This window comes from Pigmentiphaga sp. NML080357 (assembly GCF_002188465.1).
Lineage (GTDB): Bacteria > Pseudomonadota > Gammaproteobacteria > Burkholderiales > Burkholderiaceae_B > Pigmentiphaga.
Genome location: NZ_NINW01000029.1, coordinates 260497 through 282912 on the forward strand (window position 1 = coordinate 260497; position 22416 = coordinate 282912).

A 22416-nucleotide genomic window follows, 5' to 3' on the forward strand; every position below is an offset into this window, starting at 1 on the left:
TACTGATGATACGATTTTTTCAAGGTTTGGTAATATCTTATTTAATCGTAGTCATGCCCGCTTTGGCTTCAGATGCGCGAATAACCTCATGGGGATTAAGTGTCTCGGAAAGTGCTGCGCCATATGTCGGTGGCTTGAGATATACTTGCGCGGAAGCCCCAGAAGTCTGCATAAAGAAATTTGAAATTAAGCCGTCTATCAAAGCAATAGCAATATCGTTTACTGATTATCGATCCGCGGAGAAAAATCTAGACAATGCGGCCGAATATGCGGAGATTGCGTCTCGCTTCCCCGTTTTAAAGGAAGTAGGAATTGACGATTTTCTCGCTTTTATTACTAAAGTGCCTGTATCGAATCGCGCAGCCTATTTGACAGAGCTGGTCAATAAAGCAAAAAGCAATAACTCGGGACTACTATTTGGGTTAACGATTTACGAGGATCAAATTAACCGACTGGAGAAAGAGTCGGCAATTTTGCCAAATGAGGTTCGAGGAAAAATTGATCGAATCGCATTTTACCTCCACCACCGGGCTAATTATAAAACCTATACAAATTACCTAAATAGGTTAAGGAAGCTTTTTCCAAATGCGAAGATCTATGCCGGTGTTTATCACTATGATCGTGTCGATTACCTTAGATGCTCTCAATCGGAAAGACGAAATTGCTCCGATAACGAAGAGCTCGAACTTTTTCGGGAAGCTCTAGATCTTCAAATGGATTTGTTTAAGACGGGACAGGTAGATGGACTAGAGTTTTATCCGGGGTTCTTCGGTAAGGAAAATTCGTGGTATGCCTGGTCGAGACCCCGCATTTGCTCGTCGGCTCGTCGTGAGAAGTGCGTGGAGAACAGCAAAGTGATGGGGCAGGAAGTCTTGCAAAAGCTCCAGCAAAATAACGCCAAATAGAAGCTGACGATATAGGTATTTTCATCTTTAGCCTGAATGGTGTTTCTTCTGAACTTAGTTTTGCAAAAGTTTGGTAATCCCCCCGCAAAAGCGATGCAGTCAGAAGTAGAATTTTCTCATTGAGGAGTTCTACAGAATGAAGAAGTCGAGGTTCACGGACAGCCAGATCATCGAGGCGCTCAAGCGAGTGGAGGCGGGTCTGGCGGTGCCCGAGCTTTGCCGGGAACTGGGCATCAGCACGGCCACGTTCTACAAGTGGCGCTCCAAGTACGGCGGCATGGACGTGTCGCTGATGGCGCGCATGAAGGAGCTGGAGGCCGAGAACGCCCGGCTGCGCAAGATGTACGTCGAGGAGAAGCTCAAGGCGGAACTGCGCGCGGAGGCCCTCGAAAAAAAGTGGTGAGGCCATCTTGCCGACGCGAGATGGCCCAGACGATGGTGCGCGAGCAAGGGATCTCGGTGCGCCTGGCGTGCGAGGTGATGTGTATCAGCCAGACCTGCTATCGATATGTTGCCAAGACGCACGCCGAGAACGAGGAGATCGCCAACTGGCTGCTGCGCCTGACAGACAATCACCGCACCTGGGGGTTTGGCCTGTGCTTTTTGTACCTGCGCAACGTCCGGGGCTTTGGCTGGAACCACAAGCGCGTGTACCGGATCTACCGCGAGCTCGAACTGAACCTGCGCATCAGGCCGCGCAAGCGGCTGGTTCGGCAGGCACCGGAGCCCTTGAGCGTGCCCACCGGCGTCAACCAGGTATGGTCGATGGACTTCATGCAGGACCAGCTCGCCGACGGGCGCAGCATCCGGGTGCTGAACGTGATCGACGACTTCAACCGCGAGGCGCTGGGTATCGAGGTCGACTTCTCATTGCCATCGGCGCGCGTGATCCGCACACTCAAACAGATCATCGGCTGGCGCGGCAAGCCGTCTGCCATCCGTTGCGACAACGGTCCGGAGTACCTGAGCGCAGCCATCGTGCAGTGGGCAAAAACGTGGGGCATCAAGCTTGAATACATTCAACCTGGCAAGCCGCAGCAGAACGCCTACGTCGAGCGGTTCAACAGGACAGCCCGCTATGAGTGGCTCTCCCAGTATCACTGGGACGACCTGGAGCACGTTCAACAGGCTGCCACCCAGTGGATGTGGTCCTACAATCACGAACGCCCAAACATGGCATTGGGCGGCATCACCCCAAAACAGCGGCTGGCCATGGCCGCATAGCGTGTCTACTTCTGACAATCGCTTAAAACGGGGGGATTACCATTTTGCCATATTTATTAAGCCGATCGTCGGTCGGCATCGAGCTGAAGATGCATCCGTCCGATCCGGTAGTGTTTTAGGGACGAGCGTACGTAATAAGGACTGCGCGATAAATGCCCTTAAAAACAAACATGCTTCCGGCAGCTGCGCCGCACACTCCGATTGCATCGATTAACTGGCGCATGTGATCCGTACTTCCAGCACCGCCAAGCATGGTGAGCGGAATTGTTACCGCCTCACGGACTCGTCGTGCAAGGTCAATATCGTATCCGCCCATCGTTCCATCGCGTTCTATCGAATTCAATACGATTTCGCCAGCCCCCAAACTCTCCGCCTCGACTAACGCTTCCATCAATTTTTTTGTATGCTTTTTTGTGCCGTTATGCGTATGGATTGCCACATCACCGAAGAACCCCGTCTTCTTCACGTCAAACGTCACAACAACACTCTGGCTGCCAATTGAATCGGCCATTTCTCTTATCAGTTGCGGACGCTGAATAGCAGCAGCACTTACGGATACCTTTTCAAAGCCAAGCGAAATAATTTCGACAGCCTCTCTTGCAGAGGTGACCCCACCACCATAACAAAGAGGCATCCGGCTCTCTACGGCTATATTCCGTAGTAGCTTCATATCGGGCGCCCGTTTATTTACAGTGGCGTCGATGTCACAAATCATTAGTTCATCGACCCGCTTTTCGTTAAAAATTTTAACGGCGTTAATTGGGTCGCCGACATATTTTTCATCGCCGAACTTTCGTGTCTTGACTAACCCCCCATTGCGTATCAACAAGCTTGGAATTATTCGAGGACGCAGCATCATTACATTTCCGCAAAGTTGCACAATAGGCGTACCCCGTTATCGTGGCTCTTCTCGGGGTGGAATTGAACGCCATACACGTTCGTCTTCGCTACCGCACACGTCATGTTTGACCCATGCGTTACGGTAGCGGCGACGACCGACGGATCTGATGCATCGAAGTAATAGCTATGAAGAAAATAAAAGCCGACTTTAGCATCTACCCCATGGAACAAAGAGCTATCACCTTTAACATCAATAGAATTCCACCCCATATGAGGCAGACGCGGTGGCCTTTCTATAGAGCGTTCATCGATACGACGAACTCGCCCCCCAATCCACCCCAGTCCAGATCGACTACCCTCTTCGCTGGACTCTGCCAAAATTTGCATGCCGACGCATATACCGAGGATTTTCTTTCCCTTCCCGAGAACTTCTTCGTTGAGAACCTCGACTGTTCCTGAGGATTCAAGCTCCTTCATCGTCGCGTCAAAGGCCCCAACGCCGGGCAAGATATACCGAGTGGCTGTCTGCAACTCCTTGTGATTTCGGGTAATTTGATGCGGAATCTTTGCCTGCTTTAAGATCGTGGCAATCGCTGCCACATTTCCAGATCCGTAATCTATTATTGCTATCATGATTAGCGCTTGATGGATCGCTCAATTCCAAGAGCTTTTAATGTCTTGGCGCCCAAATCAAAAATCCATTGTTGGTTACGATAGTCTTTGTAGCTTTTCAGAGGCATCTGATGATAAGTACGTAACTCATCAACAGTAATACCTAGCTTGGTCGCTATATATTCAAATTCCTCGTCAATAGTACGGGGATCATAGGCCGGCTTCTTTAATTGCTCCAATGCATCGTCTCTACTCATCTGATTGGTCAGAATAAGCGAGGAATACTGAACTCGACGTGTATCAAAGCCAAATCTAGTTGGCAGCCAATACGCTTCAAAAAACCGAGTAAAACGGCTTTCGAAGTGCTTTTGAGGATATGCCCTCCACCCGTACTTCTGGGATAGGGTATCAATTGCCAATTTCTTGCTGTATGGAAGACAATTAAGCGGGCGGATCACTTTGACATTTTTTATGTAACGCAGATAGATCTTATGAAAGAAGATCGAACTCAGCGGATATTTATCTAGAGGTATAGATCCGAATTTTCCGTGAATATCTCTGATCTGTGCCAAATCAGTTCCATAATACAACCACTCAAGGGGGTTACGCACACATTCAGTGGCGTAATTACCACCGTTCATGATGTACTTAATGCCGTGTTTATTTGCAAAATGATAGAGAGTCGCAATAAATGCGTGATCTTGAGGAATATCCAGATGCGGGACACCGGATTTGAAGAACGCGAGTTGAAAGTCTCGCATTTCGTTCCAGTTAATGACCTCGGTATATAGATCAAGCCCGAGTTTTTCCACAAGCATTTGAATATTATTGGTAGCAAGATCGGTATTCCACCCTCCGTCGACGTGAAATACCAGCGGCCGAAGCCCAAACTCCGTCACGAGGAGGTGTAGCATGTACGAGCTATCCAAACCGCCGGATAGTCCGAGAATGCAATCGAACTCTTTCTCTTTCGACGAGATCTTTATTTTTTCTATGATGGCGTTGAGCTTTGCTCTTCCATTAGAACCTGTATCCCAAGTCGGTAGGACGTCGCTTTTAAAACCGTGGCAATGGTCACACACTCCCTCTGCATCGAATGTAATTTGGGAGTCACTCGTGTCCATTACACAGTTTTTGCAAATCTGATACGGTCTCTTGTTCATCTTAATGTAGTCAAAATGGATCATTCATCACGTTCAAAGCAGCCTGGATTTTACGACTGGGACAGGCGCTTCAACTAACTCAGTTTGTCCAGTAGAAAGATTCTACAGTATCTGTTTCACTTTATGCCCAACCTAGTCAAAATTTCGCTCAACTGCACATCGTAGGGAGGATATGCATCTCGAAATGTATGCAACGCTCGGCGCGCTGAATCAAGCAAATCCCGACGCTCCGATATTTTCTTCAGCAGCGAAGCTAAGCCATCGGCGTCTTGATAAGGCACTTGCCATGCCGCTTTGGCTTCCGCAAAATGTTTCGCTGTTTCAACTTCCTCGTTTACTATGAAAGGGGTGCCAAAATAAATACAATCGCCCCATTTGTTCGACTCCGCATGTGGATTGATTGCTACAACCGGATCGTAGTAAGTCAGAACAATGTCGCTTGCTGGATACAGAGCCAGAGCCTCCCGCTGCTTCAGTTCTCCGTGAAAAATGACATTGGGATGCCGGATTAGAGCTTCACCAGATTCTGAAACGACTCGACCTGCAATGTGCATGACAACATTCACTTTCATCTCGCACAACCGATCGAGCGCCTTCAAGAAAATAGGTGACCCTGTATCCCAGTTTATCCAGCCATTCACGTAAATGACTAGATCGACATCCAAACGTGGAGGAGCGGCAATACGAGCCGCTTCAAAATCTTCCCGTAGCGGCGTATTCCTGAGCAGCAACATACTAGGAACCCGCCATTCATAGCGCGACCAACCTGGAACCACATGCAGAAATGATTTTCGCGACGTCCACTTCTCCAACCCGACTAGCAGTTGTTTCAACAAACGAGGCAGCCGAATTAACATTGAAAAACGATCAGCGTCATCGAAAACAATCCTCGCCTTGGTAAACATAGCGGCGACCCTTGCGGGAAATGCGGTTTCCCAACCTAAGCAAAAAAGTGTCTTTCCTTTGCCAAGCCTCAACACAGTAAAAAAAACTACTATCATCCATAGCGGATACATCGCCCGTGCTTTGGCCGATACGTAACCCCCGCCGCGGAGTATCGTGTGTTCGGAAACACCGTCTCCTTCCCAGCGAAGCACTTCCAACTCCCCGGACCGCCGCTCCCAACCAAGCAAGGTAGATCGAAGCCCTCTACCATGAAAAACCTTAACCATTTTGGCTAATCGAGTGCGCTTTCGAAATGCAGGGAGCGGAGCGAGGAATATTATTTCATCCGAAGTCATGATTAGACCTGCGATATGAGGAAATTATGCGAACCATCCAAAAGCCACTTCCCACTCGTCCGATCCAATTGACAGAACTAGCGATGGCCACCGCATGCGTTAGAGGTAGATTCGCGAAACCATACAAGACGCTGAAAAGCCCGCCCGCTGCAATAAGGGAGAGCACTTGAGCAAGTATCAAGAAATCATGCTGACGCGGCTGTCCAAAAATTCCGTTATAAGCGCTAGGAAAGGTATACAAAGTCGTAGCCACGCAGGTACAAAAAAATAGACCCTGCAAAACAACATCGACTGAACCGACGCTTGGGCTAACCACTTTCCAAGCAATCCAGCCTATTATGTTGGCTGCGAGCGCGTATACAACCGACGCCGCACCAATCAGCCACTTTTTGTGTTCGGTGAGGGCAATCGCTTTGTCATGATGATCGCGAATCCAAGGCCCGATTACGAAACCTAAATAGCCATTCACGGCAGAAGCAGGGAACAGGAAATAGGTAGCATGTGCAAAATAGCTTGCTCCCTCTTCAGCGGTTCCTACGCCGTTAACCAATAGCTGCTCTGCATAAATAGCCGACGCCAAAAATAGCGACGTAGCCATAAATCGCACGCCTATAGCGTACAAGGCTCGAGACGGTTCAGGATCTTGACGGCTTAACGATGAGGGAGCGTGACGCATAGTCAAGAGCCCGAGCGTAATAGCGACCCCGACGACCAGACCAGTCACTAATGGGTCGACTGGGACTCGCACTCCGGTTATTGCCATGAAACCAAATGCCACGAGCGCCAGAACTCTCCACCCTTGTTGCGCGATTTGGGATTGAATAAGTAGGCGATGAGACCGAAAATACTGAGACACCGCCAGTGCCACCGCTGCTCCAGCAACGAGGAATATCCCGTAAATCCAACTACTTACATAACCTAACGCCCATATACCCCACCCTACAATTGTAGCTAACAGTGGGATTTGTAGAGATAACGCCTTAAAAATTCGAGCTGAAGATTGCGGACTGCGCATGAAGACCTGCTCTTGCCCAACCAAGCACAAGATGCTGGCCAAACCTATTAGAGATCGCACCTCCGCCCAATCGGAAATATCTTGTACACCAAAGAATTTGGTAACTACAACATCCACTCCCGTTAGAGAGACAATGCCAAAACCATAAATTAAAAGAGGTATTAATTTTTTTATCATTATCGCCGCTTAGCTAGCGTTTTAAAATTTGCGGAAAAAATTTCTTTTCCCACAGATCGCTCCTAGGCTAGCCTCACTCGCCGAGTGAATCTATAGATTAGCAACAACACCAAAAGGGTAATTACGCCATTATCAAAAAGATATTTCGGCGACCCCACAAAATAAGTAGTCAAATAGAAAAATATAGCGCCATAGGTCATCGCGCGAGATGCTGTACGTGGTCCAGACAAGAAACGAGCATAAATCCCCGTATACAAAAACCCCGCGGCGGAGAAGAACAATACTATGCCAAGGAATCCGCCGTTGTAATATGCAGATCCGAAAACGGTCGGTGGGGCCGTACCCCCGAACGAGCCAAACATCACGTTATGAATCTCGTTCGCAAGGGTACTACCACGATTCCCGGGCAAGATCCCGGCAATAGACTCCGCCCACTCATGGAACCATACGATCGGCCGATCATAAATATATCGAAAAGCTTCCAAACCAGCCCATTGTTGGGCAAAGAAAATTCGGCGTAAAGAAAGAAACATAACCTCGCCTAAACCTTGGCCTTCACCTTGATACTGTCCTGTCATAAACACATAAAGAGCAGCGGCACCAAAGATAGCAACCAACATCTTTCTATTTATTATTTTTATTCCGGTTCCAATGAACAGCAAAAAAAGACCAAAGACGATAGAAACCGTTGCGAAGACCAAATAGGTCGGCCAGATGCCGTCAAGCCGAATCATCGCCAACTATAGTGGCTAGTTATTCTACAATTTGAACGGACCTCCACCTCGAGCACAGATAGATCAGATTTGGAGCCATAATATCTAGATTCTGTCCCGTGTTTCAATGTTATAGACGAAATGTGAGTCGTGCTTGTTATGGTAAGACAATGCACGCCGTCCGTGACCATATTGTCTTGTAAACGCCATGTTCGGTGAGGTGTAAGGCGCCAACGTAATACCGCACTTTCCTTGAAACCTGCTATTTGATCTTCAACATACAGATCCTTGTCGCTAAGTTTCAAGCTTCTGCGGTGACTCGCACCATATTCGTCATTATATTCTGCGCCGAAAGAAAGTACGTCTTTGTCCACGACGAATGGGTCTATATGCTTGGTCCGAATCCAATTTCCGAAGAGAAAACGGCTCAACTTTGGCATCTGATCCCTGCCATCGAATTGGACGGTGTTGTGGCTCGCTGTTCCAGGGAAATAGGATAGCCATTCATTGGCCGTGTTATAGCTATAAGTGCCTCCGTCCCGTAAGAGGTTTTCCTCTCCTACCCACAAATCAATATGTAAGCAATCCGCGTGGCTTGGGCGAAAGCGGAAACGAGGGTATCGTAATACTGCCATTGCGTTTTTTGCATGGAGCACAGCAAAGCCGCCATTGTCAAATAATTTTGATTTAGGCGGCCCTGGATTGCTACCAGATTTTGTACAGTGCGAAGCTGATATGAGCCAGCAGAAAGGATCCTCAGAGGGAGTGGGCGGAGAGTATCCCGAAGCACCGCTGAATAGTTTGCCCGCCAAATGCAAGGTTGGGCGAAAATCTCGATAATCTGTATCTGTTAAAGGAAGAAGGCGAGCGCCGTCGTTCGCTCCGATGTTCGGAGCGTCTCCGTTCGTGGGGTTAGTGATTGTGTATAGCCATTCCGTGGCTCTACATAGCTTTTCATACAGCTTCGGAGAAAAGGAAGGAAGATTTTGATGTTGCCGCCATAGCTCTACCATGCTGTATGTATCCAACATGACGCGATGATATGTCACTGAATATTGACTGAATGTGCCGTCTGCCTCAATCAAGCGGATGGCACGATTTTCTAGCCATTTCCTTCCAATTCGTTGGAGTCGCAGCCCACGTCTGTCTCCATTGACGGCCAACCAACTGCCGCCGATGAAAAGAGCCGCTGCCTCAGATGTTCCATGGTTATTGTCTTGCGCTATGGCGTAGGTAATCGTGGGGGCAATGCGGTCAAGATGCTGGCCTATCAACGAGAGAAGAGAGGGGAGAGGGCTGTCTGCTTGGCGAAGTATTAAGGCTGCCATTGCGAGATGCATGACACGAATAGAGGCTTCCTGCCCGCACTTCCAGTTCGGCCCATGGTACGGGGGGTTCTGCTGACACCAGTCTTCTAGCCAGTGGTTCAGACGTTCCAGCGACGCTTCTTCTCCAGTCGAGGCTTGCTGTGCGAAGGCGAGGACCCAGTCAAATCTAGAGAGTTCCCACACTCCTTTGATATCTCCGATGGAAGGATCGAAATCGGATATTTTCCACCACGGCCGCATGGGCTCATGAACCTTTTGGCCGCTAAGAACGTTTGTATGCCAGTTTGGTGCCTTATCGGAAATTGCAATAGGGATATGGCCAAAGGCATACGCGTGGGTACGCCAATTACTATTAGAAGTAAGCTTCAGATTGATTTCTGAAGGAATGCGGAAATATGGGCCTTGTGTTGATGTGGCTTTTAGGCGTCTGACAGGATTGATTCCGGCTTTTAAACCGAAACGATATCGGAGAGCTCGAAATATACTGACTGGACCGAGCGCAAGTGCCGTGCCTATGTATGACTGCAGTTTCATTGTTTACGAAGAATCTCGGCTGCGTCAATTGTTACACGGGCGATTTCGAAAATTTGCTCCGAGGGAATTGCAGGAGTTCCGCTCCTAATTCCATTGAGGAAGGCCTCAGCGCAGGCTGTCTGCCCTTTGTCTTGCTTCCATAAACCCATTTTCTTGAAACCAGGCCAGCCAAAACCGGTTAGTTTGCGGAAATTGTCCAATTGTAGAACGCGGCCCGCCACAAATACCTCCACGCGTTCTTTCGGGAAGCTGGCTGCGCCATTGGCAAGGTAAAGAATCGTTCCAAACGAGCCGTCTGCAAAGCCCAGTGTGATAGATGCTTTATCTTCCGTAATATTGATGCCTGGAGCGTTCCCCATGCGCCTGGCTTGAACTGAAACGATCGGGCTTTCCGCAAGAAATCGCATCAAATCGATGAAATGGCACGCCTCCCCAATAATTCGACCACCGCCGATTGAATTATCCTGCGTCCAATGATCAGGGGGAATCGCTCCAGCGTTCATGGTCATTATAAAAGACTTGGGCTCTTTCACCGATTGAAGCAGTGATTTCATCTTTTGGACATGAGGTGAGAATCGGCGATTGAAACCGACCATCAACTGAGGACTTTGTCTCGATGCGTGTGCTAGCCTATAAGCGTCCTCTACTTCTTGTAATTCGTCATGGTTAATAGCAAGGGGTTTTTCGACGAAGACATGTTTCCCAGCTTCAAGCGCAAGTTTGACGAAAGAGGCGTGAGTGTCGTGTCGGGTGACAATCGCTATCGTATTGATCGTCGCACTGCGAAGCATTTGATCAATATCGGTCGATGCTTCTGCGAATCCCGCTTTTTGGCCATGGATTACGCCATTGACGCCGCCCGATGTGACGATGGTGTGGAATTGCGCTCCCGCTGCTTTGAACGCTGGGATCAACATTCGAGACGCATAATTACCTGCGCCGATACATCCTAGCACGGGTTCGCTGGTATTGAATGTGAGGTTTGGTGTGAGTTGGACCTGCTTGATTAAGCGAGAGGAATCTTCGGAAGTGTATTTTAAAAGGATCCCTAGGCCGCTCTTGTCCTCCGTCAGTGTTTCATAAGCTCGAGGTGCGTCATCGAACGAGAAGCGATGGGATATCAGCGGCTTGACGTTCAATTGTCCGCTAGCAAGCATATCGAGAATGGCTTCGAAGTTGCGCTTTTCTGTCCAGCGAACAAAGCCAAATGGATAATCTTGCCCTTTTTCTTCATAGTTGGGGTCGTACCGTCCAGGGCCATACGAGCAAGAAACTTGGAAGGTCAGTTCTTTTTCGTAAAAATCCGCCCGGTTGAGCTCTAGCCCCGTGACACCGACCATGATGATACGGCCCCTCTTGCGGCTCATCCTTGCCGCTTGAGTTACGGGATCGGTGGTCTTTGTCGAGGCAGTGATGATTACTCCATCTACGCCATTACCGCGGCTGAAAGCAAGGCCAGCTGCAACAGGGTCTTCGCCCCTGCCGGGGTTGCACGTTTCCGCCCCAAATTGCCGGGCCAATTCGAGCTTCCGATCATCAAAATCGATAGCCAGGACTCGGCAGCCGTGAGCGCGTAGAAGCTGGACCGTAATCAACCCGATGAGACCTACTCCAGTGACGACAAAAGCCTCGCCAAGTGTTGGTTGCGCCAAACGTATGCCTTGCAGTCCTATGCTGCCGACGACTACAAACGACGCTGATTCGTCATCGACTGAATCAGGGATCAATGCACACAGGTTCTTGGAGACGCGGACGACATCCGCGTGAGGACCATTGGAGACGACTCGGTCTCCAGTTTTGAATCCCTCCACCCCCGAGCCTATGTCAGTCACAATGCCGACATTGCAGTAGCCCAGAGGCAGCGGCTGCGCGAGCTTGGAACGTACTGCTTCGATGGTGGTCATCAAGCCATCGGTCTTGATCTTCTCAAGGACCATCTTGACTTTGTCGGGTTGTTGTTTGGCTTTTTCGAGATAGGAGGCTTTTCCAAAGCCCACGAGCATGCGCTCGGTACCGGCCGAGATTAGTGACACTCGGGTAGCAATCAGAAGGCTCTCACGGGAGACTGTTGGGGCTGGCGCCGTTGCCACGGTGGTGCCTCCATTGGCCATGTCCTGGAGAACTTGTTTCATTAACCGTCCTTGATCGGGAAGCGTTTTACTCGAACGCACTGAGCCGTTCGAATAGAACGAGCCTGATGAGTCACCTCATTCAGGCTCCTGGATTATTAAAATATCGTCGCTGACGAGTTTCAGCGCACCGCAGGCAAATTGCCAGTCCATACGCCGCGTGTGTCGACAAACTGGCGTCCGTCCAGTGCCGATACTGGAATGGCCTTGAACTGCTTGTGGTCCACGAGAAGGACGACGACGTCAGCTTGTTGCAAAGCCACTTCGGTTTCTACTAGTTTGAGAGACTCGCGTAGCTTCGGAGGGAGCTCTTCGACATTTGGTTCGACGGCAAGTACTGTGCCGGGATGTTGAGCGACCAGCTCGCGGCAGATCTCCACCGCAGGACTTTCACGTAGATCGTCGATATCGGGTTTAAATGCCAACCCCAGGCACGCGATGGTCACATCCTTAACAGTTTTCGATGTATGGCTGTTCAGGTGTTCAAGAACGGCGCATTTGACCTTGTCCAGTACCCAATGCGGCTTGCTATCGTTAACTTCGCGAGCCGTGCGGATCAAGCGGGCTTCCGCGGGCGTTGTGCTGACGATGAACCAGGGGTCGACCGCGATGCAGTGGCCACCCACGCCGGGGCCTGGTTGGAGAATATTTACGCGGGGATGCCGGTTGGCCAGCCGGATGAGCTCCCAAACATTAATGCCTAGCTTTTCGCAGATGATCGAAAGTTCATTTGCAAATGCAATGTTTACATCGCGGAAACTGTTTTCGGTAAGCTTGCACATTTCCGCAGTGCGTGCGTCGGTAATGACGCATTCGCCAGCTACGAATATCTTGTAGAGATCGCATGCCGCGGACGAGCACTTCGGCGTCATGCCGCCGATGACCCGGTCATTGGACACCAACTCTCGCAGCACATGGCCAGGAAGCACTCGTTCGGGGCAGTGCGCGACACGGATATCGGAGTCTTCTCCGTGGGTTTGAGGAAAAGTAAGATCGGGGCGTGCTTCTCCAAGCCACTGCGCCATCTGTTCGGTGGCTCCGACTGGCGACGTCGATTCCAGAACGACAAGGTTTCCTTTTCTCAAGACAGGCGCTATAGCTTTGCTCGCTGCCTCGATGTAGGCCAGGTCGGGTTCATGGTCTGCCTTGAAGGGAGTGGGAACAGCGATCAGGAATGCGTCAGCGGGTTGAGGCCGACCGGTAGCGCTCAAATAGCCGTCTGTTACTGCGGCTCGCACGACGATATCCAAATCAGGTTCAACGATATGGATTTCGCCTTGGTTAATTGTGTTGACGGCCTTCTCGTTAACGTCTACACCGATGACCTTCTTCTTGTGGGAAGCAAATACTGCTGCGGTGGGCAGCCCGATATAGCCCAGGCCGATGACTGAAATGGTTTCGAAGTTCATACGATTTCCTGCATTCCTAGATTAAGCTTGGGTTGTCTGCCCAAGCAATGCATCGACGATGCGCGCACAAGCCTTGCCGTCCCCATAGGGGTTATGTGCGTATGCCATGCGATCGTAGGCTTGCTTGTCCTGCAGCAGTTCACTGACTTGACCCACGATGGTGTCCGCGTTGGTGCCAACAAGGCGTACAGTTCCTGCCTCGACCGCTTCGGGGCGTTCGGTCGTATCGCGCATGACGAGCACCGGCTTGCCCAGCGACGGCGCTTCCTCCTGGATGCCGCCAGAGTCCGTCAAAATCAGGGTCGAGCGATGCATCAGGTACACAAAGGGAAGATACTCGAGCGGTTCGATAAGGTGAACATTCGAGATGCCGGAGAGCAGCCTGTTCACGGGCTCGCGAACATTGGGATTCAGGTGTACAGGGTACAGAATGCCCACTTCAGGGAATTCCTTTGCAATCCGGGCCAGTGCTGTGCAGATGCGTTCGAATCCGCCGCCAAAGCTCTCTCTGCGGTGTCCAGTCACAAGGACGAGCCTAGGATAGTGGTCAAGGAACGAGAATTGTGAATTGAAAGTCCGCTGCAACGCGTCGTCGTGCTGCAGCTTGTCTACGACCTCTAGCAACGCATCAATGACTGTATTGCCCGTGACGTAAACTGTACTTTCATCGACGCCTTCTCTCAAAAGATTCTTTCGCGAGGTGTTGGTAGGTGCAAAATGGAACCGCGCCAAGGCGCCTGTCAGCTTTCTATTCCCTTCTTCTGGCCAAGGCGAATAGAGATTGCCGGTACGTAGCCCCGCTTCGACATGTCCGACCGGAATTTGCTGGTAATAGGAGGCCAGGCTGACTGCAAGCGTTGTCGCGGTATCTCCATGGACTAATACGACGTCCGGCTTAAATCCGGACAGCACGCTCTTCATGCCTTGAAGTATAGCGGTGCTGACGTCGGTCAGATCCTGCCCGGCCTTCATGATGTTCAAATCGTAGTCGGGCTTGATCCCAAAAAGATCAAGGACTTGATCGAGCATTTCCCTGTGCTGGCCGGTTACGCACACTTTGGCGTCAAATCGGCTGTCTTTGGCGAGGGCCTGGACGAGCGGGGCCATTTTGATAGCCTCTGGACGCGTGCCAAAGACGCATAGCGTTTTCACTTGACGAACTCCCTACTTTGATCGATTTCGCTAATTTTTCCGTATTCGAGCCAGTCTGCGAATTGGTTGCTGAGAAGCCGGCGGTCGAATTGTGCTTTGGCAAGCGCCAGGGCTCGCTGCCCCATTTGCGATAGTTCAGCACGGTTGTCAGCGGCCTGTACGAGTGCATTGGCAAACGCTTGAGGATTGTCCGGAGGCACTGCGAATCCGCATCGATGCTCCTTGATTACTTCGGCCAGCCAGCCCGGATAGTTGTTCAGAACCGGCAACCCGGCGGCCAGGTAGTCAAAAAACTTATTGGGCGAGGTTCCGTAGTAGAACGCAGGTACGTTAGCCAAGGTTTGAAGGCCGACATCGGTTGCCGCCATTAAGCCGGCTAAGCGCGCTTTGTTGACGGGGTCATGGAAAATGACGTTGTTCAACTGGAGCGAAGCGGCTTTCTGTATTAGTCCCGGCTTCATGGCGCCCTGGCCTACAAGCAGGATCTTGATATCTTGGCGCCCCCGTTTTTGCAGTTCTGCAGCGGCATCAAGGACTGCGTCCAGCCCGTTCGCCTTTCCATGGGTACCCGCAAAAACGGCAAGCAGGTCGGTCTGTGCTACGCCGTCCGGGCGCCATGGTTCCGACTCAGCCCCGAATATATCGATGTCGCAGCCATTTGGGATCAAGGCGATATTCGAGCGTTGTACGCCCCGATGGGCGATGCCATCCACGATTCCTGGCGATAGGCCGATCAATCGATGTGCGGATTTGTAGCTTGCCCATTCGAGTATGGACATGCCGGACAGGACGACCGGGTTGCGGATCACGCCCATGGCCTTGGGTAATTCTGGCCACAGGTCTCGTACTTCGAATACGAACGGTTTGCCTCGCAGCCAGCGAGCCAGGATACCGGGAATGCCGGCGGTAAGCGGCGTCGTGGTGGCAAACACCAAGTCATAGCGCTCGGTCAGAGCCAGAGCCGCGCTCCGCAACGCAAAGCGGAGGAATGTGGCGGTGCGCTTGATGAATCCGTCCGAGTTGCCATAGGAAAGGTCGAACTCGATCACTTCCAGGCCGGGTTGAATCATGCCTCTGCGCTTGCCGCGTACGAACGGCCCAGTCAATCCAGTCGTGCCGCCTTTGTAGCTGCCGCACACCATGCAGACTTCATGGCCGCGTTCGATCAGGCGCTTGGCCATTTCGTACGACCGTATACCGGCGGCTCCCTTGGGGGTGGAAAAATGCTGGTGGAAGTAAAGAACTTTCATCTGGCGCGGCGGCGGTTCAAGTGCGGGTCGCTTGCGACAGGACGTCGGACAAGGCCTTGCAGGTTTGGTCCATTTCCGCGGGCGTAAGCGTGGGATGAACGAGGAACATCAGGCTTGTCTCGCCCAGCTCCACGGCGTGGGGCAGGCGGCGTCCGGGGCGGTAGTCGGTGCCGTCGAAGGCCTTTTCCAGATAAACCTCCGAGCAGGACCCTTGATAGCAAGGAACGCCGCGCTCGGTCAGCGCGTGGACGATACGGTCTCGTGTCCAACCTTCGGCCAGCCGTTCCGGCCGGACGAACAGATAATGCTTGTAAGCCGCGTGTTCGATATGGGACGGCGGTTCGGGAATGCGGACGCAAGCATAGGGCCGCGCTGCGTCGCTGATCCGTTTCGCATTGGTTTGGCGCTGAGCCGTCCAGTCCGCCATCCGGCGGAGCTGTATTCTGCCGATAACAGCCTGCATCTCGATCATCCGCCAATTCGTTCCGAACGAATCGTGCACCCAGCGGAACCCGGGCGGATGCTGGCGCTCGTAGACCGCCTCCCAGGATTTTCCATGGTCTTTGTAGGACCACATCTTTGACCACAAGGCGCGGTCGTTGGTGGTCACCATGCCGCCTTCGCCGCCGGTGGTCATGATCTTGTCCTGGCAGAACGACCACGCGCCGATGTGCCCGATGCCGCCCACCGGTCGGCCCTTGTATTTGGCGCCGTGTGCCTGGGCGCAATCTTCGATCACGTAGAAGCCTTTTTCCTTGGCCAGCTCCATGATCGGATCCATCTCGCAGGGCCAACCCGCCAAATGCACGCAGATGACCGCACGGGTATTCGGGGTGAGGACTGCGCGTATGGTTTCGGCGGTAATGTTCTGGCTGTCCAGGTCCACGTCGGCGAAGATGGGGCGCGCGCCGGCATTGACGATCGACGAGGCCGAGGCCAGGAAGGTGCGCGGCGTGACGATGACATCGTCGCCCGGCCCGATACCCAGCGCCTTCAAGGCCAGGTCCAGCGCCACCGTGCCGTTGGCCAGCGCGATCGCATATTCCGTATGGCACCACGCCGCGAATTCCTTTTCGAATTCCCGGCATTCCTGTCCTGTCCAGTAGTTGACCTTGTTGGACAGCAGTACCCGCTTGACGGCTTCCGCTTCTTCTTCGCTGAAAGAAGGCCACGGGGAAAACGCAGTATTCAACATTATGGTGTTGTCCTGTTCAAATCTCTTGCCGGATTACCCGCCGCGGTGACGCCGTCGGGTTGGGCGCTGACCACGACCGCGCCCACGCCGATGACGGCATGGGCGCCTATGGAAATTTGTTGACGCACGCCGGCGTTGGCGCCTATCCAGCTGCAGGTGCCGACCGTCACGCCGCCGGCGAGGTTGGCGCCGGGGCTTACGTGCACGCCGTCGGCCAGCTGGCAATCGTGGTCCACGGTGGCGGCGGTATTGATAATGCAGGCGCGCCCGATATGCGCGCCGATATTGACCACCGCGCCGGCGAATACGACGCTGCCGGCTTCGACGCTAGCGTGGCGGCTGATTGTGGCACGGGGATGAATGATCGTGGCCAGGCGCGCGCCGGCCTCCGACAGGGCCTGGCTGTTGGCCAGGCGTACGCGATTGGCGCCTATGCCGACCACGACGCCGTCGAATTCCCCGCATTGCCCGAGCAGGGCGGCCTGGTTCCCCACGATGGCCCACGGGCCGCTGTGCTTGCGCTCGGGCCAGGCGTCGTCGAAAAAGACGATTTCCCGCCATTCGCCGCTGGCTTCCGCTGCGTCGGCAACCACGCGGCCGTGGCCGCCTGCGCCCAGTATGGCGAGCCGTTTCATGGGTTGTTGCCGCGGAAGCGTTCCATGGTGGCCTGTCCTTCGGCGCTGATGCCTTCGCGGACAAGGACTTTGCGTACCGTCATCCACAGGATTTTCAGGTCCAGCCATAGCGAGCGGTGGTCGACGTACCAGACGTCGAGCTCGAATTTCTGTTGCCACGACAAGGCATTGCGGCCGTTTACCTGGGCCCAGCCGGTCACGCCGGGGCGGACCTCGTGGCGGCGGAATTGGTGCTGGTCGTATAGCGGCAGGTATTCCATCAGCAGCGGGCGCGGGCCGACCAGGCTCATGTCGCCCCGCAGGACGTTCCACAACTCGGGCAGTTCGTCCAGGCTGGTGCTGCGCAGCAGCTTGCCGAATGGCGTCAACCGCAATTCATCGGGAAGCGGCTGTCCGTCGGGCCCGAGCGCATCCCGCATCGAACGGAACTTGATCATCTGGAACGGTTTGCCGTTCAGGCCGGGGCGGGTTTGCCGGAAGAATACCGGCGCCCCGAGTTTGCGCCGGATGGCGACGCACAGCGCCAGGATGACCGGGCTCAATACGAGGAGGGTGATCGCCGCTACGACGATGTCGAACACTCTTTTGACCATGAAGCGATGCTTGCAAAACGAAGGCGATCTGGTAAGGGAAACAGTAGTACCCGTTTACGCGGCGTGGCCGACGGCGATATCCCGGTCTTCCCCGCGCTTGTAGGAAGGGGCGACGCGCGCTTTTTCCCCCTGCATTCCCTGCCTGGCAGGCATCGGTCCCGATTGGGTGGCTGGCCGGTCGGCAAGAGGCGAGTACGGGGTGTATTCCGGTACCAGCTTCTGCAAGGCCATGCGGATTTCCAGGCTCGATCCGTTGTCGCAAGCGGCATAAAGCGCTTCGAGCAGGGGTTCGAGCTGGCCCAGGGTCAGATAATGTTCGCGGGAGCAAAGAATGCGCGGGTGCTCGCTGGGTATGGTGTCGCCGCCGATCAATAGCTCTTCATAGAGTTTTTCGCCGGGGCGCAGGCCCACTACGTTGATGGCGATGTCCCCGTTGGGGTTTTGCGGCGTTTTTTCCGTCAGCCCCGACATCTGGATCATGGTCCGGGCCAGGTCGATGATCTTGACCGGTTCCCCCATGTCCAGCACGAAGACTTCGCCGCCGCGCGCCATGGCGCCGGCCTGGATGACGAGCTGCGCCGCCTCGGGAATCAGCATGAAATAGCGGGTGACGTCCGCGTGCGTGACGGTAATGGGGCCGCCCCGCTGGATCTGGTTGCGGAATAGCGGCACCACCGAGCCGGAGGAGCCCAGCACGTTGCCGAAGCGCACCATGCTGAATACGGTCCGGTTGTTCGGCCGCAGGGCGAAGGCCTGGAAAATCAGTTCCGCGCAGCGTTTGCTGGCGCCCATGACGTTGGGCGGCCGCACGGCCTTGTCGGTGGAGATGAGGACGCAGGTTTCGATATTGTGCTGGGCCGCCGCCATGGCGACGGACCAGGTGCCCAGCACATTATTGCGTATGCCGGCCGCCATATTGTTTTCCACCAGCGGAACGTGCTTGTACGCCGCCGCGTGGTAAATGGTATCGACGCGGTGTTCGCGGACGATGCGGCTCAGGAGGTCGTTGTCGCAGACGCTGCCCATGTAGGCCGACACGCGCGTGCCGGGAAAGCGCTCGCGCAGTTCGTGCTCGATGGCGTACAGCGCATACTCCGAATGGTCGAGCAGGATGAGCTGATCCGGCTTTTGCGATTCGATTTGGCGGCAGAGTTCGCTGCCGATGGAGCCGCCGGCGCCCGTCACCAGTACCGACTTGCCCGCCACGCACTTGGAAAACAGGTCGCGCCGCGGCGGCACGGGCTTGCGGCCCAGCAGATCCTCCACCTGGATCTCGCGGATGGCGCTTTCCAGGACCTTGCCTTCCACCATTTCGGCCATGGTGGGCAGGGTGCGGACGGGGATGCTCAGGTGCGACAAGCGGTTGACGATGGTACGGCGCCGTTCGGGCGAGGCCGACGGTATGGCAAGGACGATTTGCTGGACGTCATGCTTGTGCAGGATCTCGTCCAGCCGGCTGAGCGGAAACACGCGCAGGCCGGCCACGTGCTTGTTGGCCAGGCGCTTGTCGTCGTCGAAGAAGCAGATGGGCGTATAGGCATGGCTGGTCCGCATGGCGTTGACCAGTTGGAAGCCCGCTTCCCCGGCGCCGTAGACGGCGACCCGCGGCGCCTTGATGTGCTTGCGCAGCGGCGTGCGCAGCAGGCTGCGCGCGCCGAAGCGCGAGATGACGACGTACGAGAACGCGATGAACCAGTAGATCAGCAGGCTGCTGCGCGGCGGAGCCTGGATGTTGAACAGTACGCAGCCCACGTAGGTGCTGATGGCCAGGATGGCCAGGCCGATGCCGGTGGACCGGAGCATGGAAATATCCATGTACCGCACCACGTTGCGATACAGCCCGCATAGGTAGAAAACCGGAATGGCCGCGAGCGCCATGATAATGGGCGCGTTGATTCCGTATTTTTGCAGGATGACCGCATCGCCCAGCCGCAGATAGAATGCCGCGATCAGGCAAGCGGGAAGGGCGATGACGTCGGCGATGACCATGACCGCGATTTTTTGCGGCCTGGACAGCGAAAGAAGAAAATCACGCGCTTTATTCAGCATTTTTACCTTGTACCAATTCGATTCTGGAGCTTCGAGTCTGGTTGTGAAGGGTTTTACGCACCTTCGTGACTCGTTCCCCATCGACTGCCCGGCAAATGAAGACAGTTGGCACTCGGTAGTGCGACGGCGGTATTCTGTTCAATGCGCCGAATTGGATCAATCCCCTGTTCGAGGGATTGCGGAAAGCCGAGGTGCTGCCTTTCCGAAGAATTCGAGACGGTCTGAAAGATTACCATGTCATGACGTGGCTTGAACTCGCGGCGAAAGAAAGATTGCATCGGTTTGTGCACGGATGACACGGTTATCCCCAGGTTTTTGAAATACCAAACGAAGAGATCTTCTGCCGGGAATCGTGGATATCTTCGTTGCGGTTTCAAATTCAGCGGGCGAATTTCGTTAAGTCCTCGAGGTTGGTCCTGTCCAGGATTCTTCGAGTCCGGATTTGCCGGCCCGGGACGACCGTTACGGTTTTTCCCGGGCCGTGGAGAGATGGGGCGCTAGGCCAGGCTGGTCGCCAGCCGGTTGACGCACCTGGCCGCGAGCACTTCCTCGTCGGCCTCGACCATCAGCCGCAGCTTGGGTTCGGTTCCCGAAGGCCGGATCAGTACCCGGCCCCGGCCTTGCAGCGTGGCGGACACCTCGCGGTAGGCCTCGGCCAGCCCGGGATGCGATTCCCATTCCAGGTCCGGCTGCAGCTTCACGTTCACCAGTTTCTGCGGCAGCAGCCGCAGTTCCGACGTCAGCGCCGGCAGGCCCTTGCCGCTGCGCCGCATGGCCGCCATGACCTGCAAGGCGGCGATGACGCCGTCGCCGGTCGAGTGGCGGTCCAGGCAAAGGATGTGGCCGGAGCTTTCGCCGCCGAACAGCCAGCCTTTTTCCTGCAGCGCCTGCATGACGTTCTTGTCGCCCACCGGGGTGCGGACGAAGGGAATGTCCAGCTCGGCCATCCGGCGCTCGAAGGCGTAGTTGGTCATGACGGTGCCGGCGACGCCGGCCACCGGGCCTTGCGTCATGCGGTCGCGCACGATCACGTAGAGCAGTTCGTCGCCGTTGTACATGCGGCCGCTGGCGTCGACCATCTGCAGCCGGTCGGCGTCGCCGTCCAGGGCGACGCCCAGGTCGGCGCGGTGTTCGCGGACCTTCTCGGCCAGGGTCTCGGGGTGGGTGGCGCCGACTTTTTCGTTGATGTTGAAGCCGTTGGGCTCGCAGCCGATGGCGATGACCGTGGCGCCGAGCTCCCGGAAGACGTTGGGGGCGATGTGATAGGCGGCGCCGTGGGCCGCGTCGACCACGATCTTCAGGCCGTTCAGGTCCATTTCCGGGGGGAAGCTGGCCTTGCAGAATTCGATGTAGCGGCCGGCGGCGTCATCCAGGCGCTTGACCCGGCCCAGCCCTTCGGAGGGGGTGCACCCCATCGGCTGGTCGAGTGCCGCTTCGATGGCCTGCTCGATTTCGTCGGGGAATTTGCTGCCCTGGGCCGAGAAGAACTTGATGCCGTTGTCGTCGAAGGGATTGTGCGAGGCGCTGATGACGATGCCGGCGGACATCCGCAGCGCTCGTGTCAGGTAGGCGACTGCGGGAGTGGGGACCGGCCCGGCGAGGACGACGTCCACGCCGGCGGAGGAGAGCCCGGCTTCCAGCGCGGATTCGAGCATGTAGCCGGAGATGCGGGTGTCTTTGCCGATCAGGACCGAGGGCCGGATCCCGCGCGGGGCCTTGACCAGGAGGACCTGGCCGGCGGCGTGGCCGAGGCGCAGGGCGAACGCGGGGTTGATGACCGCCCCGCCTACTTTGCCCCGTATGCCATCGGTGCCGAAATACTTCGTTTGTGCTGCAGCCATGATTTTTTCCGTGCGTTCTTATTGCTTCATGCTTCAGTCGCTTGCCCAGCGCCGGGGAAGCAGGGACTCCCTGGGTAATCCCGCGATCGGGAGTACCGCAAACTTCGGGAGGCCGCCATGATTCCCCAATACGGCTTTTGTGAATATCTGCCGTTTAGCCAATGCAAGCCACACGGACGACAGCATAGGCGGTGAAGTATGACACTCCGCTTTTGCTATGTAACAAATTACGGGGACCGGTCGCCAGAATGGGGTAATGCCGGTCATGGCCGGCCATGGCGCCCTAGGGCGTGTTCACACTATCTAAGCCCATCAACGATGAGCGCGAAATTGATGAAGGCAATGAACATCACATCCAGCTTGTCGAATCGCGAGAATATGCGCCGGAAGCCTTTGAGGCGCCGGAACAGT

18 protein-coding genes and 1 pseudogene are annotated in these 22416 nt (G+C 54.5%); 2 read left to right on the forward strand and 17 right to left on the reverse strand.

What is annotated here, in order from left to right; all coding sequences use genetic code 11:
• Positions 1-5: 5 nt before the first annotated feature.
• A complete protein-coding gene (locus CDO44_RS27435; RefSeq protein ID WP_144389514.1) occupies positions 6-905 on the forward strand; it encodes a hypothetical protein in 900 nt (299 codons plus the stop codon).
• A gap of 136 nt (positions 906-1041) precedes the next feature.
• A protein-coding gene (locus CDO44_RS12955) for an IS3 family transposase (protein WP_087780614.1) occupies positions 1042-2129 on the forward strand; the annotation gives its coding sequence in 2 pieces (ribosomal slippage) (positions 1042-1294 and positions 1294-2129; 1089 coding nt in all).
• 115 nt (positions 2130-2244) lie between these two features.
• Here the strand turns inward: CDO44_RS12955 and CDO44_RS12960 are convergent.
• The 17 genes and pseudogenes from CDO44_RS12960 to CDO44_RS13025 form a co-directional block, all read right to left on the reverse strand.
• Positions 2245-2988: an AglZ/HisF2 family acetamidino modification protein gene (locus CDO44_RS12960; protein WP_233146163.1), complete on the reverse strand. Its 744-nt coding sequence runs from the start codon at positions 2986-2988 to the stop codon at positions 2245-2247.
• Positions 2988-3602 carry an imidazole glycerol phosphate synthase subunit HisH gene (hisH, locus tag CDO44_RS12965; RefSeq protein ID WP_087780615.1) on the reverse strand — a complete coding sequence of 205 codons (615 nt, stop codon included), beginning with the start codon at positions 3600-3602 and terminating at the stop codon, positions 2988-2990. The genes CDO44_RS12960 and hisH overlap by 1 nt, the downstream gene beginning before the upstream one ends.
• A gap of 2 nt (positions 3603-3604) precedes the next feature.
• A complete protein-coding gene (locus tag CDO44_RS12970; protein ID WP_369824636.1) occupies positions 3605-4768 on the reverse strand; it encodes an N-acetyl sugar amidotransferase in 1164 nt (387 codons plus the stop codon).
• A gap of 92 nt (positions 4769-4860) precedes the next feature.
• Complete coding sequence (locus CDO44_RS27440; RefSeq protein WP_144389515.1) at positions 4861-5985, reverse strand: glycosyltransferase; 1125 nt, start codon at positions 5983-5985, stop codon at positions 4861-4863.
• Entirely contained in the window at positions 5972-7177 is a 1206-nt protein-coding gene (locus CDO44_RS27445; RefSeq protein ID WP_144389516.1) for a hypothetical protein, read from the reverse strand. The genes CDO44_RS27440 and CDO44_RS27445 overlap by 14 nt, the downstream gene beginning before the upstream one ends.
• Before the next feature lie 62 nt (positions 7178-7239).
• The gene (locus CDO44_RS27450) at positions 7240-7911 is read right to left on the reverse strand and encodes a hypothetical protein (RefSeq protein ID WP_144389517.1); all 672 of its coding nucleotides are present in this window, start codon (positions 7909-7911) and stop codon (positions 7240-7242) included.
• Positions 7908-9752, reverse strand: a complete 1845-nt coding sequence (locus tag CDO44_RS12975; RefSeq protein ID WP_087780616.1) for a heparinase II/III-family protein — start codon at positions 9750-9752, stop codon at positions 7908-7910. Before CDO44_RS12975 ends, CDO44_RS27450 begins: the two co-directional genes overlap by 4 nt.
• Complete coding sequence (locus CDO44_RS12980; RefSeq protein WP_087780617.1) at positions 9749-11884, reverse strand: bi-domain-containing oxidoreductase; 2136 nt, start codon at positions 11882-11884, stop codon at positions 9749-9751. Before CDO44_RS12980 ends, CDO44_RS12975 begins: the two co-directional genes overlap by 4 nt.
• Before the next feature lie 119 nt (positions 11885-12003).
• On the reverse strand, positions 12004-13290 hold the full coding sequence (gene wecC, locus CDO44_RS12985) for a UDP-N-acetyl-D-mannosamine dehydrogenase (protein WP_087780618.1): 1287 nt from the start codon (positions 13288-13290) through the stop codon (positions 12004-12006).
• Between the two features lie 21 nt (positions 13291-13311).
• Positions 13312-14442 carry a non-hydrolyzing UDP-N-acetylglucosamine 2-epimerase gene (wecB, locus tag CDO44_RS12990; protein WP_087780619.1) on the reverse strand — a complete coding sequence of 377 codons (1131 nt, stop codon included), beginning with the start codon at positions 14440-14442 and terminating at the stop codon, positions 13312-13314.
• Positions 14439-15692, reverse strand: coding sequence for a glycosyltransferase family 4 protein (locus CDO44_RS12995; protein WP_087780620.1), 1254 nt, complete (start codon positions 15690-15692; stop codon positions 14439-14441). Before CDO44_RS12995 ends, wecB begins: the two co-directional genes overlap by 4 nt.
• Positions 15693-15708: 16 nt before the next feature.
• On the reverse strand, positions 15709-16887 hold the full coding sequence (locus CDO44_RS13000) for a DegT/DnrJ/EryC1/StrS aminotransferase family protein (protein ID WP_087780621.1): 1179 nt from the start codon (positions 16885-16887) through the stop codon (positions 15709-15711).
• On the reverse strand, positions 16887-17522 hold the full coding sequence (locus tag CDO44_RS13005; protein WP_087780622.1) for an acetyltransferase: 636 nt from the start codon (positions 17520-17522) through the stop codon (positions 16887-16889). The genes CDO44_RS13000 and CDO44_RS13005 overlap by 1 nt, the downstream gene beginning before the upstream one ends.
• Positions 17519-18115 carry a sugar transferase gene (locus tag CDO44_RS13010; RefSeq protein ID WP_087780623.1) on the reverse strand — a complete coding sequence of 199 codons (597 nt, stop codon included), beginning with the start codon at positions 18113-18115 and terminating at the stop codon, positions 17519-17521. Before CDO44_RS13010 ends, CDO44_RS13005 begins: the two co-directional genes overlap by 4 nt.
• Positions 18116-18169: 54 nt before the next feature.
• Positions 18170-20164 carry a nucleoside-diphosphate sugar epimerase/dehydratase gene (locus CDO44_RS13015; protein WP_233146166.1) on the reverse strand — a complete coding sequence of 665 codons (1995 nt, stop codon included), beginning with the start codon at positions 20162-20164 and terminating at the stop codon, positions 18170-18172.
• Between the two features lie 497 nt (positions 20165-20661).
• Entirely contained in the window at positions 20662-22005 is a 1344-nt protein-coding gene (gene glmM / locus CDO44_RS13020) for a phosphoglucosamine mutase (RefSeq protein WP_087780624.1), read from the reverse strand.
• A 299-nt stretch (positions 22006-22304) separates the two neighbouring features.
• Positions 22305-22416, reverse strand: a pseudogene (locus CDO44_RS13025) (IS5/IS1182 family transposase); the annotation flags it as partial.